This window comes from Bacillus sp. FDAARGOS_235 (assembly GCF_002073415.2).
Taxonomy (GTDB): domain Bacteria; phylum Bacillota; class Bacilli; order Bacillales; family Bacillaceae_G; genus Bacillus_A; species Bacillus_A toyonensis.
On sequence record NZ_CP020437.2, the window covers coordinates 4,260,991 to 4,275,046 of the forward strand.

General features: G+C 35.4%; 17 protein-coding genes, 1 pseudogene and 2 riboswitches. Of the genes and pseudogenes, 13 read left to right on the forward strand and 5 right to left on the reverse strand.

From position 1 onward, the window contains the following. Positions 1-44 precede the first annotated feature (44 nt). A riboswitch (SAM riboswitch) is annotated at positions 45-150 on the reverse strand. 52 nt (positions 151-202) lie between these two features. Continuing rightward, positions 203-1,393 (reverse strand): pyridoxal phosphate-dependent aminotransferase, encoded by a 1,191-nt coding sequence (locus tag A6J74_RS24370; RefSeq protein WP_000765541.1) that lies wholly within the window; start codon positions 1,391-1,393, stop codon positions 203-205. Between the two features lie 14 nt (positions 1,394-1,407). Here A6J74_RS24370 and A6J74_RS24375 point away from each other — a divergent pair, with 14 nt between their 5' ends. From A6J74_RS24375 to A6J74_RS24390, 4 genes are all read left to right on the forward strand, one after another. Then, positions 1,408-2,271 carry a carbon-nitrogen family hydrolase gene (locus tag A6J74_RS24375; protein WP_002093326.1) on the forward strand — a complete coding sequence of 288 codons (864 nt, stop codon included), beginning with the start codon at positions 1,408-1,410 and terminating at the stop codon, positions 2,269-2,271. A gap of 72 nt (positions 2,272-2,343) precedes the next feature. Continuing rightward, positions 2,344-2,484: riboswitch (SAM riboswitch) on the forward strand. A 90-nt stretch (positions 2,485-2,574) separates the two neighbouring features. Continuing rightward, positions 2,575-3,756 carry an S-methyl-5-thioribose kinase gene (gene mtnK, locus A6J74_RS24380; RefSeq protein WP_000542699.1) on the forward strand — a complete coding sequence of 394 codons (1,182 nt, stop codon included), beginning with the start codon at positions 2,575-2,577 and terminating at the stop codon, positions 3,754-3,756. Next, positions 3,753-4,814 (forward strand): S-methyl-5-thioribose-1-phosphate isomerase, encoded by a 1,062-nt coding sequence (mtnA, locus tag A6J74_RS24385; RefSeq protein ID WP_000103030.1) that lies wholly within the window; start codon positions 3,753-3,755, stop codon positions 4,812-4,814. Before mtnK ends, mtnA begins: the two co-directional genes overlap by 4 nt. Positions 4,815-4,880: 66 nt before the next feature. Beyond that, positions 4,881-5,042: a YvrJ family protein gene (locus A6J74_RS24390; protein ID WP_000393323.1), complete on the forward strand. Its 162-nt coding sequence runs from the start codon at positions 4,881-4,883 to the stop codon at positions 5,040-5,042. Positions 5,043-5,160: 118 nt separating this feature from the next. Here A6J74_RS24390 and A6J74_RS24395 read toward each other — a convergent pair whose 3' ends face one another. Further along, a complete protein-coding gene (locus tag A6J74_RS24395) occupies positions 5,161-5,937 on the reverse strand; it encodes a 3-hydroxybutyrate dehydrogenase (RefSeq protein WP_000258447.1) in 777 nt (258 codons plus the stop codon). A 196-nt stretch (positions 5,938-6,133) separates the two neighbouring features. Between A6J74_RS24395 and A6J74_RS24400 the strand changes: the two genes are divergently transcribed. From A6J74_RS24400 to A6J74_RS24415, 4 genes are read left to right on the forward strand one after another with little or no spacing between them, the layout of a single operon-like run. After that, positions 6,134-6,463 carry a PadR family transcriptional regulator gene (locus A6J74_RS24400; protein WP_000107973.1) on the forward strand — a complete coding sequence of 110 codons (330 nt, stop codon included), beginning with the start codon at positions 6,134-6,136 and terminating at the stop codon, positions 6,461-6,463. Then, the gene (locus A6J74_RS24405) at positions 6,463-7,230 is read left to right on the forward strand and encodes a DUF1129 domain-containing protein (RefSeq protein WP_000952881.1); all 768 of its coding nucleotides are present in this window, start codon (positions 6,463-6,465) and stop codon (positions 7,228-7,230) included. The genes A6J74_RS24400 and A6J74_RS24405 overlap by 1 nt, the downstream gene beginning before the upstream one ends. Positions 7,231-7,243: 13 nt before the next feature. Further along, on the forward strand, positions 7,244-8,005 hold the full coding sequence (locus A6J74_RS24410; RefSeq protein ID WP_000868628.1) for a DUF1129 domain-containing protein: 762 nt from the start codon (positions 7,244-7,246) through the stop codon (positions 8,003-8,005). Positions 8,006-8,056: 51 nt separating this feature from the next. Then, a complete protein-coding gene (locus A6J74_RS24415; RefSeq protein ID WP_001190630.1) occupies positions 8,057-8,341 on the forward strand; it encodes a hypothetical protein in 285 nt (94 codons plus the stop codon). A gap of 29 nt (positions 8,342-8,370) precedes the next feature. Here the strand turns inward: A6J74_RS24415 and A6J74_RS24420 are convergent, their stop codons facing one another. Beyond that, positions 8,371-8,988 carry an ImmA/IrrE family metallo-endopeptidase gene (locus A6J74_RS24420; protein WP_000371630.1) on the reverse strand — a complete coding sequence of 206 codons (618 nt, stop codon included), beginning with the start codon at positions 8,986-8,988 and terminating at the stop codon, positions 8,371-8,373. A 177-nt stretch (positions 8,989-9,165) separates the two neighbouring features. Here A6J74_RS24420 and A6J74_RS24425 point away from each other — a divergent pair, with 177 nt between their 5' ends. The 3 genes from A6J74_RS24425 (at position 9,166) to A6J74_RS24435 (ending at position 11,331) form a co-directional block, all read left to right on the forward strand. Next, entirely contained in the window at positions 9,166-9,459 is a 294-nt protein-coding gene (locus A6J74_RS24425) for a DUF3928 family protein (protein WP_000288323.1), read from the forward strand. 107 nt (positions 9,460-9,566) lie between these two features. Beyond that, positions 9,567-10,016, forward strand: coding sequence for an NUDIX hydrolase (locus tag A6J74_RS24430; RefSeq protein WP_000540531.1), 450 nt, complete (start codon positions 9,567-9,569; stop codon positions 10,014-10,016). A gap of 139 nt (positions 10,017-10,155) precedes the next feature. Next, a complete protein-coding gene (locus A6J74_RS24435; RefSeq protein ID WP_000552062.1) occupies positions 10,156-11,331 on the forward strand; it encodes an acetyl-CoA C-acetyltransferase in 1,176 nt (391 codons plus the stop codon). A 28-nt stretch (positions 11,332-11,359) separates the two neighbouring features. Here A6J74_RS24435 and A6J74_RS24440 read toward each other — a convergent pair whose 3' ends face one another. Together A6J74_RS24440 and A6J74_RS30750 are read right to left on the reverse strand one after the other, a co-directional pair. After that, entirely contained in the window at positions 11,360-12,112 is a 753-nt protein-coding gene (locus A6J74_RS24440) for an AAA family ATPase (protein ID WP_000567990.1), read from the reverse strand. Between the two features lie 10 nt (positions 12,113-12,122). Continuing rightward, positions 12,123-12,367 (reverse strand): annotated as a pseudogene (locus tag A6J74_RS30750) (hypothetical protein). 116 nt (positions 12,368-12,483) lie between these two features. Between A6J74_RS30750 and A6J74_RS24450 the strand changes: the two are divergent. Together A6J74_RS24450 and A6J74_RS24455 are read left to right on the forward strand one after the other, a co-directional pair. Further along, positions 12,484-13,212 carry a DUF4184 family protein gene (locus tag A6J74_RS24450; RefSeq protein WP_001116885.1) on the forward strand — a complete coding sequence of 243 codons (729 nt, stop codon included), beginning with the start codon at positions 12,484-12,486 and terminating at the stop codon, positions 13,210-13,212. A gap of 36 nt (positions 13,213-13,248) precedes the next feature. Then, positions 13,249-14,013 (forward strand): hypothetical protein, encoded by a 765-nt coding sequence (locus A6J74_RS24455; RefSeq protein WP_000973887.1) that lies wholly within the window; start codon positions 13,249-13,251, stop codon positions 14,011-14,013. The last annotated feature ends 43 nt before the right edge of the window (positions 14,014-14,056 follow it).

Genomic DNA, 14,056 nt, shown 5'->3' on the forward strand with positions numbered 1-14,056 from the left:
ATAAAAAAACCTCTCAGCTAAGGAGAGGTTTTTTTACAACCAGCTCCTTATCTGTCAGCGTAATGCTGCGAGAATTAGCACCGTGTCTACAATTGTAGATCGGTTGCCGGGTTTCGTCGGGCTCGTCCCTCCACCTGCTCTTGATAAGAAGTATTTAGAAATGTTTAAATTTTTAAGATAACTGAATTTTGTCAGATATTTTTCATGTTGTCAACGACTTTTTGAAAAAATTTAATTTATCAATTCGATTAATTGCTTCTCGTAATCGTTCTTCTGTGTGCAAGAGACCAACGCGGACGTATCCTTCACCGTGTTCACCAAATCCAACACCAGGAGCAACTGCAACGTGTGCTTTTTCTAGCAAAATATCAGAAAATTGCTCAGATGTATAGCCTTCTGGTACAGGAAGCCATGCAAAGAAGGATCCGGTTGGGATGTCTACATTCCAACCGATAGAGTGACAAGCTGAAATAAGAGCATTTCTTCGAGATTCGTAACTATTTACAAGATCTACGACGCAAGATTGTGAACTTAATAGCGCTTCGCGGGCAGCGTCTTGAACTGCACCAAAAATACTAACATACATATGATCTTGCAATAGGTTAATTGTTTCGATGACACTTTCATTCCCTATGGCAAAAGCAATACGCCATCCAGCCATATTGAAAGTTTTGGATAATGTGTAAATTTCAATTCCTATATCTTTTGCACCGTCTGCTTGCAAGAAACTAACCGGTTTTTGACCATCAAATCCGATCGCACCGTAAGCAAAATCGTGAACGACTAATATATTATGTTTATTAGCAAAATGAATGGTTTCATCAAAGAAATCTTTTGATACAGTAGCACCAGTAGGATTGTTTGGATAGTTTAAAAACATTAACTTTGCTTGTTTCGCAATAGCGTCATCAATTTTTGTATAATCTGGTAAAAATTTATTTTCGGCAATAAGCGGCATTGTTTCAAATTGTGCTTTTGCTAAAGCAACTCCGGATAAATAATCTGGATAGCCTGGATCGGGAACGAGAATCGTATCACCAGGATTGGTAAAACACATTGGTAATTCTACTAATCCAGCTTTTCCACCAAACAAAATAGCAACTTCAGTTTTTGGATTTACTACTACATCATATTCACGTTGATAGAATGTTGCCACGGCTTCTTTTAAGCTTTCGTGTCCGCGAAATGGCGGATATTTATGATGAATGGTCTTTTCTGCAGCATGTTGTAAAGCTTTTACGATATGCTGCGGTGTTGGTTGATCTGGATTACCTTGACCTAGATTAATAACATCGTGACCAGCCGCAACGACTTTGTTAACTTTTGCAACAAGTGAAGCGAAAAATTGTGTTGGCAATGATGTTACTATCTCAGAAGGTTGAAATAATTTCATACTTTCCACCTCTTTTGAAAGTTGTTACAATTCTAGTGACAAATGATATAATCTTTCCAGTATTTTGTAAAGAGAAAATTAAGAATGGGGCTGAAAAAATGAAAGTCGCATGTATTCAAATGGATATTGTATTTGGAGATGTAGAAAAAAATATGGAGAACGCTAAAAACAAAATAAGCGAAGCGATGAAGGAAAGACCAGATGTTATCGTCTTACCAGAACTATGGACAACAGGATATGATTTAACGAGGCTTTCTGAAATTGCAGATAGAGATGGATTAGAAACGAAAGAAAGGTTGAAAGAATGGTCGAAGCAATATGGTGTACATATTGTTGGTGGTTCTATAGCAAAGCAAACAGAGCAAGGGGTTACCAATACAATGTATGTCGTAAACAACGAAGGAGATCTAGTCAATGAATATAGTAAAGTACATTTATTTCAGCTTATGGATGAACACAAATATTTAATGGCGGGTAATAAAACAGGTGAATTTAAACTAGATGATATCGAGTGCGCTGGCACAATTTGCTATGATATTCGTTTTCCAGAATGGATGCGCGTTCATACTGCTAAAGGGGCAAAAGTTTTCTTCGTTGTAGCAGAATGGCCATTAGTTCGTTTAGCACATTGGCGTTTGCTATTGCAAGCAAGAGCAGTTGAAAATCAATGTTATGTTGTTGCATGCAATAGGTCAGGAAAGGATCCGAATAATGAGTTTGCAGGTCATTCTCTAATTGTGGATCCTTGGGGTGAAGTCGTGGTAGAGGCAAATAAAGAGGAATCCATTTTATTTGGAGAACTTACATTCGAAAAGATTAAAGAGGTACGTAAAGGAATTCCAGTTTTTGCAGATCGCCGTCCAGAACTATACAAATAAAATATTGACAAGTGATTTTTATTCTTGGTATAGTCTTCAACATAAAGTTAAAAATTCTAAAAAATTATATAACTCTTATCAAGAGCAGGTGGAGGGATTTGGCCCGATGAAGCCCAGCAACCGACCGTAATACCATTGTGAAATGGGGCGTTTATGACGCCAAAAGGCACGGTGCTAATTCCAGCAGAAAGTAAAATTTCTGGCAGATAAGAGGGGAGAAGATAAACTTCAAACCTCTTTCTTAGTGGAAAGAGGTTTTTCTGCGTTAGAAAAACCTCTGAATTTAAAAAGGAGGAAAAGACGATGGGATATTATTCATTAACAGAAGTAACAGCTGTACAATATGCGAAAGAACATGGATATTTTGACAAGAAGGCGAATGTAGTTTGTCATGAAATAGGAGATGGAAATTTAAATTACGTGTTCAAATTAGTTGATGGAGAGAGATCAATTATAATAAAACAAGCACTTCCATATGCGAAAGTAGTTGGTGAGAGCTGGCCGTTGTCTATAAAAAGAGCGACGATTGAAAGCAAGGCATTACAAATTTTCGCGAAGTATGTACCAGATTATGTTCCGGTAGTGTACAGTCATGATGAAGAGTTAGCAGTTACAGTAATAGAAGACTTATCAAGACTAACAATTACAAGAAAAGGATTAATAGATGGAGAAGGATATCCACTTTTATCCCAGCATATCGGTCGTTTTCTAGCACATGTTTTATTTTATACTTCAGATTTCGGTTTACAGTCAGAAGAGAAAAGGATGCTAGAAGGTACATTTGTAAATCCAGACCTTAGTAAAATTACAGAAGATTTAGTTTTTACGGATCCGTTTGGACATTACGATACGAATGATTATGAGTCAGATTTACAGTCAGTGATTGATGAACTTTGGAGTGACAAAATTTTAAAACTAAAAGTAGCACAATATAAATATAAGTTTTTAACGAGAAAAGAAGCGCTTATTCATGGTGATTTACATACTGGTAGTATTTTTTCATCACCTTCTGAAACGAAAGTGATTGATCCAGAATTTGCAACGTACGGTCCATTTGGCTTTGATATCGGTCAATTTATCGCAAATCTATTATTAAATGCTTTATCGAGAGAAGAAGAAAAGAGAAGTGTACTATTTTTCCATATAGAAAAGACATGGAGTTATTTTGTAGAAACTTTTACGAAGTTATGGATTGGAGAAGGGGTAGAAGCATATACGAAAGAAAAACAATGGTTACCAATTATTTTGCAAAATATCTTTACTGATGCCGTCGGATTTGCCGGATGTGAACTGATTCGTAGAACAATTGGTTTAGCTCATGTAGCGGATTTAGATGAAATAGCAAATAAAGAAAGAAGAATTCAAGCTAAGAAGCAAGCGCTGTACTTAGGAAAAGAACTAATAAAATATGAATCTAAGTGTGCTGATATTCAACTGTTTCGAACATTATTTCAACAGACAGTTTCAGGAGGCATAAAAGCATGAGTACATTTGTAACTGTTCCGAGGTCTGTAAGTTGGAAAGGTGATGCAATTGCGGTATTAAATCAAACAAAGTTGCCGTATAGTACAGAATATAAAACGTTGACGACTATTGAAGAGGTATGGAAAAGTATTGTAATGCTAGAAGTACGCGGAGCACCCGCAATTGGAATTGTAGCAGCATTTGGTTTGGCGCTTGCATCAAAAAAATATAACACGATACATATTGAAGAATTTCAGAAGATATTTAATAGAGATTGTAACTATTTAGGGACATCACGACCGACGGCAGTGAATTTGTTTTGGGCAATTGATCGTATGAGAGAATCTATTCGAGAGATTATTACAATAAAAGAAGCGCAAAAAACATTAGAAGAAGAAGCGCTTCGCATTCAGCAGGAAGATGAAGAGGTATGCCGGAGTATTGGGGAACATGCGTTAACATGCTTTACAGACGGTGATAACATTTTAACAATTTGTAATGCTGGAAGTATTGCAACTGCAAGGTATGGTACTGCATTAGCGCCGTTTTATATCGGGAAAGAAAAAGGTGTACACTTACATGCGTATGCATGTGAAACGAGACCGGTTTTACAAGGTGGCCGTTTAACGACATGGGAGTTAAAGCAAGCGGGTATTGATGTGACGCTTATTACAGATAATACGGCAGCTCATGCAATTCGTACGAAAGAAATTGATGCAATTATCGTAGGGGCAGATCGAATTGTCGCAAATGGAGATACGGCAAATAAAATCGGAACAATGAATTTAGCTATATTAGCAAAGTATTTCGAAATTCCATTTTACGTTGCAGCTCCGTTATCTACGTTTGATATTACGAAACAAACAGGTACCGAAATTGTTATTGAAGAAAGAGATGAAACAGAAGTTACGAAAATTTTTGGCAAACAAGTGGCACCGATTGGTACAGATGTTTATAATCCTGCATTTGACGTAACACCGCATGAATTAATTACAGGTATTATTACTGAGAAAGGTATTATACGTGGAGATTATGAGCGAGAAATTGCATCATTATTTGAAAAACAAGCTAATACATAATAGCTTGTTTTTTATGCCTAAATGTGCCTTTTCCCCTTATTTATATAATGAAAGGAGGAGAGAAGGATGGAAGAGTGGATTGGGATGATAGGTAATGTAGGCTTTCCAATTGTTGTAACATTATATTTACTCCATCGGATTGAAAGTAAATTAGATGGGATAACTGTTGCGATAGAGAAACTGCCACAGCAATTACTAAAGTACGATGATCCTCGTGATAAAAAATAAAGTTTGCTCTTCGTGAGCAAACTTTATTTTTTTATCACGCATTAACTGCCCGTAAAAGCCCGATTGGTGAGGGCTACGAATCAGTGGGGGATGAAGCCCCACTGATTAAAGTTTCACTTTATTGAGCAATATAACCACCATCGATAACGACAGCTTGACCAGTTATGCCTTTTGCTTTTTCACTCGCTAAAAACATAGCATAATCAGCAATTTCTTGTACTTGTAATAAACGTTTTTGTGGTACAAGTGGATAAATGACATCTTCTAAAACATTTTCAAGCGGTACATTTCGTGTAGTAGCTAAGTCTTGTAGTTGATTACGTACAAGAGGGGTATCGACATAACCAGGGCAAAGTGCATTAACAGTAATTCCATGGGTAGCACCTTCTAATGCGGCAACTTTTGTCAGTCCAATTACGCCATGTTTTGCGCTATTGTAGGCAGCTTTTCCGGCGAATCCGACAAGGCCATTAATAGAAGCGACGTTAATAATCCGGCCGTATTTTTGTTTTTTCATAATAGGAAAAGCGTGTTTGATGGCGATAAATGGAGCGATTTGCATAATTTTAATAAGAAGCTCGAATTTCTCAGTTGGAAAATCTTCAATCGGTGAAACATGTTGCATTCCTGCATTGTTAATTAATACGTCTAATGAACCGAAATGACTAACTGTTTGAGAAAGCGCTACTGTAATTTCTTCTTCAGATGTAACGTCACATTGTAAACCGATAGCTTGAAAGCCTTCTTTTTGTAATTGCTCAGCAGCTTCTTTCGCACGATCTTCAAGGCGATCAGTAATAACAACTTTTGCGCCTTCTTTTGCAAAGGTATTCCCCATTTCATAACCAATACCACTCGCAGCACCTGTTAAAAAGACAACTCGATTTGTAACCATGATGGAAAACACTCCTTCATAATAAAAGTTCCCTCATTGCTCTATTTAGAGGGGGAACTACGAAATTCCTGCAAACATTTGGAAAAAATCCGTTAGCTATCTTGTTTTACAAAATAGTCTCTGCTATACTATTTTGTAAAGCAAGATACTTACGCTTATCTATCTTGTAAAACAAGATAGTGGGAGGATTTCAATTATGTCGACAAGTCAAATGCTGAAAGGGATTTTAGAAGGATGCTTACTTGCTATTATTTCTGAAGGTGAAATATACGGTTATGAAATGAGTGAAAAGCTAGCGAAGTATGGTTTTACAATGGCGAGTGAGGGAAGTATTTATCCGTTGTTAATACGGATGCAAAAAGAGGGGTTAATATCAAGTGTAATGAAGGAATCTCCATCTGGTCCAAAAAGGAAGTATTATACGTTAACAGAAAAGGGAGAAGATGAACTGGATGAATTTATGGGTCGCTGGGAAGCGATGCAAAGTAGTGTAGAACGTCTACTTGAAGGGAAGGGAAGAAAATAATGCTATCAAGTGAAGCACAAAAGTTTTTGTTAGATATGAGATTGTTTTTGACCGCAAAGAGTGTGAAAGAAAGCGATATGGAAAGCTTTTTAGAAGATGCAGAGTTGCATTTAATAGAAGGTGAGAGTGACGGGAAAAGTGTAGAAGAAATTTTTGGAAGTTCGCCGAAAGAATATGCTAATGAACTTGTAAAAGTGATGGAAAGAGATAGACAGGAAACGTGGAAGCAAATTGGTTTTACAGTAATGAATATCGTAGCATTTTGGATTATTGCTTCTATTTTAATAGTGAATAACGGAAAGTTACAAATTTCACTTATTCAGTGCATTGGTTATAGTTTCACATTAATGTTAGCTGTGTTAGGCCCTAATTTTTTGCTTCGTAAAATGACCTTTGTAACAAGCTTTACAAAAACGTGGTTTTCTATGTGGTCTTTAGTCATGATTGCTCCAATGTTTTTATTAGGAGTTGTTACGGTATTAGATGTAATATATCCTACAAAGATGGTTACATTCACCCAAATGCAAAGTTATATGTTAGCTGGTGGGATCTTTATCATGACAGTAGCTATAAACATGTATTTTGAAGGATGGTTTAAAAACTTATATTTAATTATTCCTCTTTCTATTATGTTAGTATTTCAAGCATTTACATCAGAAGATCTCATGCCAATGTTATTTCAGATTATATGTTTATACGGAAGTTTATTTATTTTAATTTTCGTTGAAATTATGATGAAGACGAATAGAAGAGAAACGGTTAATTAAGGGAGGGGTTATAATGAAGGTTTCTAAAGAAGGAGAAGAGTTTTTAATCGATACGAAAGTATATTTAATAACAAAAGGGATTAAAGAAGAAGATGTGGACGCTTTTCTAGAAGATGCAGAACTTCATTTAATAGAAGGTGAAAAAAAGGGGAAGACGGTAAGTGATATATTTGGTGATTCACCAAAAGAGTATGCAGAAGAATTGGTGAAAGAGATGGAGAAGGATAAAAGCGGGAGTATAAAAAGTATTTTAGGAATGATTATTGGTATTGGTGGATACTGGTTAGTTACAAATATTTTATTTGAAAGTCCGAATCATGAATTTACATTAACGAATGTACAATTGATTGGATACCCAATTGTTTTAATGATTACTATTGTGGGTATTATTTTTGCTTTTAAGATGTCATCATTTAAAAGCAAAATAAAAGAATTTAGCATTATTTATGTAGCAGCTTTGCTACCAATTTTATTACTAGTATTATTAATGTTTATGAATAAATGGTATGGGACACCTGTATTGCAATTAACTACTATACAAAGTTACATACTAGCTGGAATTGTCTTATTAGTATTGTTAATTGGGGAAGCGTACATACTTGGATGGATTGGAATGCTAGTTGTTATTATACCGCTATTAATTATGTTTGTATTTAAAGAATTAGGAAAGCAAAACCCATATTGGGGAATACTAGAGCCTTTACTTCTGTATGGAAGTTTATATGTATTAATGCGATGGTCTTTAAAAAATGAAGAGCAAAAAACTGTAAACTAGTGTTTTACTGATATTGAGCGAACGGAATATTTTATTGAGAGGGGAACAAATATGCAAAGTATATTTCTAGGTATATTATCTATTATATTTCTAGGTTTAACAATTTTCGGGCTATATACTACCTTTTCGAAAAAGGTACATGATAACTATTTTGATACTTTATTAGATGACACATCAGGATATATTTTGTTCTTCGGGTTAATAGGAAAAAGGCTGCTCTGGATATGCAAAAAATTATTTCCAAAGAAATATTATATAGGGATTTTTAGAGGGATTACATTTACGTTTAGTTGTCTATTTTTATTTCTAGCAGCCGGGACTTGGTTTGTTGATTAAATAAGTTGTTTTAAACAGTAATAAGATTGTTACTGTTTTTTTCTTTGTAATAAAGAGCTTTGTAAAGAGAGTTCTTTTTGTTCGTTTGTTAATAAGGAATGAATATGGACGTTTTCTGGACGGGGGACTATAGGGTACATCAGATTTGATGGAGAAGGGTGGTGTTCCGAGCCAGTTGGAGAATGAGGATCTGCATGTGTAAGTTTTCCGTGAACGCGCCTTGTGAATAAAATATGGCCAATTTCGTGAGCGAGCGTATATATATTTTTCATAGGAGCGGCTGAATTTGTTAAAACGATATAACCAGTAAGTTGTTGTTGTTTAGCTAAAGAGTAAGCACAGGCAATTACTGCTGTTTCTTTAAAATAATCACTGCCAATATAACAAATATAAAGATCACATTCTGGAGCTTCATTTACACACGTTTGGAAAAAGGATGCTAATTTTTCCTGACTTTGAATAGAATTTTTATAACTAATTTCACGGTCTGAAAAACGAAAAAGCTCATTTAATACAATTACTTCTTGAATTTGAAATGTAATGGGGTGCCAAATTGATTCTGCGACTGCTAAATCTTTTGCGATACGGTCTTCAGAAATGTTGGCGCCTGGCGTAATGCAAATACATATATTGACGTATGGATCCATAGGGAACACCTCAAATGAAAAAATTCTTCCTATAATATATGTGAGAAAAAGGTGCTATGTATGGATAAACGCCTTGTTTATTACATGAATATATAGACTACAAGTCGAAAAAATTTCATAGTTCTATAACGTAGTATGGTCATCTTTTTGATATAGTAAAGGAAAGGGGGAGAATATATGTATACATTAAAAATCGTTTCAGACAGAGAAGCTCTTTATCAATTTGCGAGTTATGTAAAAGTTGTGCAAGGGGTTGAAGATGTATATGTAGAGGTGGGAGAACCTGTATATGAACATCCATTAATGAAGTTTTACGTACATATTAAGCTGGGGGAAACATATGATCAACATAAAGCGTTACAAGAAATAGCAAGATTAGTAGAATTGGGGCGTTTTACATACGTTCATTATCGTAATGATGAAATTGAAGAAGCTTTTGAAGCTGTAAAATATGAAAGTTTTAAGAAATAAAGTGAAAAAAGGGAGCGAAAGCTTCCTTTTTTTCTTGAAATTTACATCAACAAAATGAGAAAAATTTTGTTATGATAAGGGAGGGTGAGGAAAGGAGAGTTTACATATTGGGGTATATTGAAGAGTTACGTAAAGTCGTTGGTACAAGGCCACTTATTTTAGTAGGATCAGCAATTATTATATTAAATGATAGGCAAGAAGTATTGCTTCAATATCGTTCAGACACATATGATTGGGGTGTACCTGGCGGAGCGATGGAGCTAGGAGAAACGACAGAAGAAACTGCTCGCAGAGAACTATTTGAAGAGACGGGACTAAACGCGAAAATTATGCAATTTATCGGGGTTCTTTCGGGAAAAGAAGTGTACTTCCAATATCCAAATGGAGATGAAATTTTTAATGTCATTCATCTGTATCAGGGGCATCATGTGAGTGGGGAAGTTAAGCTTGATCATGAAGGATTACAGCTTCAATATTTTCCGGTAGATAAGTTACCGAATTTGAATAAAACAACAGAGAAGATTTTACAAAAATTCCTATACGCATTAACAGAATAGAAGGTTAATTCCTTCTATTTTTATTATATTAAATATTTTGATTTTTTAGTATGTTTATAGTATGATAGTTTTAGATATACATCTTATGGAATTTCACCTAAAAACTGACTAGGGTACATAAGAGAGGGGCAAGTACAAAATGCATAATGTTGTCATTACAGCTGCAGTTCGTTCACCAATTGGAACTTTCGGAGGAGCACTAAAAAATATAACACCAGTAGAATTAGCTGTTCCTGTACTTCAGGAAGCTGTAAAACGAGGCGGGGTAGAACCACATGAAGTTGATGAAGTAATTTTAGGTCATTGTATTCAAAGAACTGATGAAGCAAATACGGCGAGAACGGCTGCATTAGCGGCAGGATTTCCTGACACAGTTACGGGCTATACAATCCAACGCCAATGTTCTTCAGGTATGCAAGCAATTATGTCAGCTGCAATGCAAATTCAATTAGGTGTGAGTGATGTTGTTATTGCAGGTGGAGTAGAAGCGATGAGTTCGAGCCCTTATGCATTGAAACAGCACCGCTGGGGACAACGTCTACAGCACGGAGAAATTCGTGATACGGTGTGGGAAGTGCTAGAAGATCCGATTCATCATATTATGATGGGTGAAACAGCGGAAAATTTAGTTGAACAATATGAAATTACAAGAGAGGAACAAGATGAAGTTGCGCTTCGCAGTCATACATTGGCACTACAAGCAATCGAGTCTGGATACTTTGACGATCAAATTGTTCCTATTACAATAAAAGAGCGTAGAAAAGAAATTGTATTTTCTAAGGATGAACATCCGCGTGCAGATATTACAGCGGAAAAATTAGCTGGATTAAAACCAGCTTTCCGTAAAGATGGATCTGTAACGGCAGGGAATGCATCTGGTCTTAATGACGGAAGTGCAGTTCTAGTATTAATGAGTGAAGAAAAAGCGAAAGAAAAAGGCTTACAACCGTTAGCTAGAATTGTTGGCTATTCAGTAGCTGGAGTAGATCCTAAAATTATGGGAATTGGACCAGCACCAGCAATTCGTAAAGGATTAGAAAAAGTAGATTGGTCATTAGAAGATGCAGATTTACTTGAAATTAATGAAGCTTTCGCTGCGCAATACCTAGCTGTAGAGAAAGAATTAGGTTTAGACCGTGAAAAAGTGAATGTAAACGGTAGTGGTGTAGGACTTGGACACCCAATCGGTTGTACAGGAGCTCGTATCACTGTAAGTTTAATTCATGAATTAAAAAGACGTGGATTAGAAAAAGGAATTGCCTCTTTATGCGTCGGTGGCGGTATCGGGGTTGCCTTATTTATAGAAGCATTATAAAAAAGAAGCAGCGTTTGCTGCTTCTTTTTTACGACTCAAATAGATGATGGAATAATCGATCGCGATTTTCAAAGAAAAGTTTCGTCGTTTGATAATGCTCCGTTTCTTCTAAAGATGATTCGTGAATCCCCTCTTGTGTTAAAGAATATATAGTAGATTCAGGATAAGCCATTAATATAGGGGAATGCGTGGCAATAACAAATTGTGAACCTTGTTCAGCTAGTTCGTGCATTCGAATGAGCATGGAAAGTTGTCTCATCGGGGATAAAGCTGCCTCAGGCTCATCTAAAATGTATAAACCTTGTCCTGAAAAACGGTTCATAAATAAGGAGAAAAATGATTCGCCATGTGATTGTTTGTGTAGTGAGATACCACCATATGAGTCAATAACTGGATTTCCGCGTGCTTCTGGATCAGCATCCATTTCATCGATATAAGAAGCGACGTTATAAAATGATTCAGCGCGAAGAAAGAAACCATCGCTTGGTGTATTAAAACTTTTTGAAATTCGAAGATATTCATGTAAAGATGAATGTGAATTATTTGTGCTAAAACGGAAATTCTTCGTTCCACCTTCAGCATTAAAACCTAAAGCAATTGCAATTGCTTCAAGTAGTGTTGATTTACCTGTTCCGTTTTCTCCAATAATGAATGTTACATTTGGATGGAAAAGGAGCGATTGTAATGTTCGAATAGCGGGTAAACAGTAAGGATATGCGGAAAAGCTAGGGATATCTTCTTTTTTTAATGTGACACTTTTTAAAAAGGGTACGTCAATCAATATATAAACCTCAATTCATAACGGATTTTGATTTAAAAAAAGCAAAAAATACAAGTGTAAGACGACTTGCTAATAAAGTGCGCCAAAACCGAGATTTTCCCAGCCGAACGTCATTCTCTGCAATATAAAAATGGAAAGAACGCTTATAAAGCCAACGAGAGCAGGCGTATATTTTATAATTTTTAAGTTCTTCCATAGAAAAAAGAAAAGTGTTAATGACATGAGAACTCCCATTTTATTTTCTGAATATTTCATGAGGATTATAACATGGAAACTATCATATTCCAATGTGAAAATAAACATTGCATGAAGGTCAATTCTCTCGTTATGATAGATGATATTCTATTGGAAATATGAAAAGGAGTTAAAATATGCCGTTTACATTTGCGCATCCAGCAGCTGTTCTCCCTTTTTCTAAAAAGCAGGTTAATTATATTTCAGTAACGGCTCTTATATTAGGTAGTATGGCACCTGACTTTGAATATTTTTTACACTTTAGACCGTATGGCGTGATTGGACATACGTGGCTTGGGTTCTTATATTTAAATTTACCTCTTGTCTTTCTATTAGCATACATATATCATTACATTTTAAAAAAGCCGTTTATAACACATTTAGCTAAACCATTTGCTGGCTACTATACATATGCAGTAGATGAGAGGTGGGGACTTCATACATGGAAGGATTTCTTTGTATTTTGCTATTCTGCTTTATTTGGTATGCTCACGCATGTTGTTTGGGATGCGTTTACTCATAATACAGGCTACTTCGTTATGGAAATACCATTGTTACAAAGAGAATTACATAGTATTCCGGTGTATAAATATATGCAACATGGGAGTACATGTGTTGGTTTATTATTACTATTACACGTACTATGGAAGTATAAAGATGAAACAGGGAAAGATATTATTATAGCTTCAGAAAAAAGGAAGTATTGGGTTTCGGCAATCATTGTGGCAACTATTATATTTATCGTTCATGCGTTCGTAAATCCCTATTTTCATATTTTCCAAATAGGGGGTATAATAGTATCTGGACTGACAAGTTCGTTTTGTGGACTTCTTATTGTTTCTATAGTTTACAAGACTAGGGACTAATTTATTTTAATGAATGATAGTGTTAGGAGAAATTAAATGATGAAAGCATGGAAAAGTATTTTTGTTTTATGTAGTTTTCTTCTTATGTTAAGTGGTTGCTTCCATCAAGAAGAAAAGAAAGCTGAACCGAAGAAGAAAGAATCTATTCCTGAAACAAAAGAATATGGTGGGCGTGAGCTAAAAAAAATTGGGCAAAAAGTGAAAGAAACAGGATGGGGTACTTTCAAGTTAGAGCAGATACATTCTGTGAATCAAACATTTGAAGTAGCACCAATGAAAATTCATGTACAAGATGTGAAAGTAATCTCTTTATCACAAATGAGTGAAGACGCAAAAAATACATTAAAAGCATATACGGCATTAACTCCTGACGAAGTAAAGCGTAGATTGGGCGATAAGGTAAGTCAAGAAGATGCTGAATTATATGCATCGCTAAGTGGAACAGAGATTAGTGATACGATTCGTTACGTTGAAATTACATATAAGGTGGAAAATAGCGGGAATAAAAATATGCAATTTTTCTCTATGAATGATGTTACGATTAATGATAAGCAACATTTTAAAGTAGCGACTCAAAACTTTTTATATGATGAAGATACGCTCGTTGGTACGAAAAATGTATCAAGAGAAGATTATAAGCCTGGTGAAACAAGAGATGGAATTATCGGTTTAATACTTGATGATGGAAAAGAAAAGGTAAAGGATATTAAATTTACAACGGATGATTTAATGGCAGGAGACACAGAAACACAAGAAACTGTTAAAGAATCACAAAGTTTTAACATTTCACTTTCTGAGTAATATGTTTTTAAAATGATATAAGGAAAAACAGTCAGCATTCTAT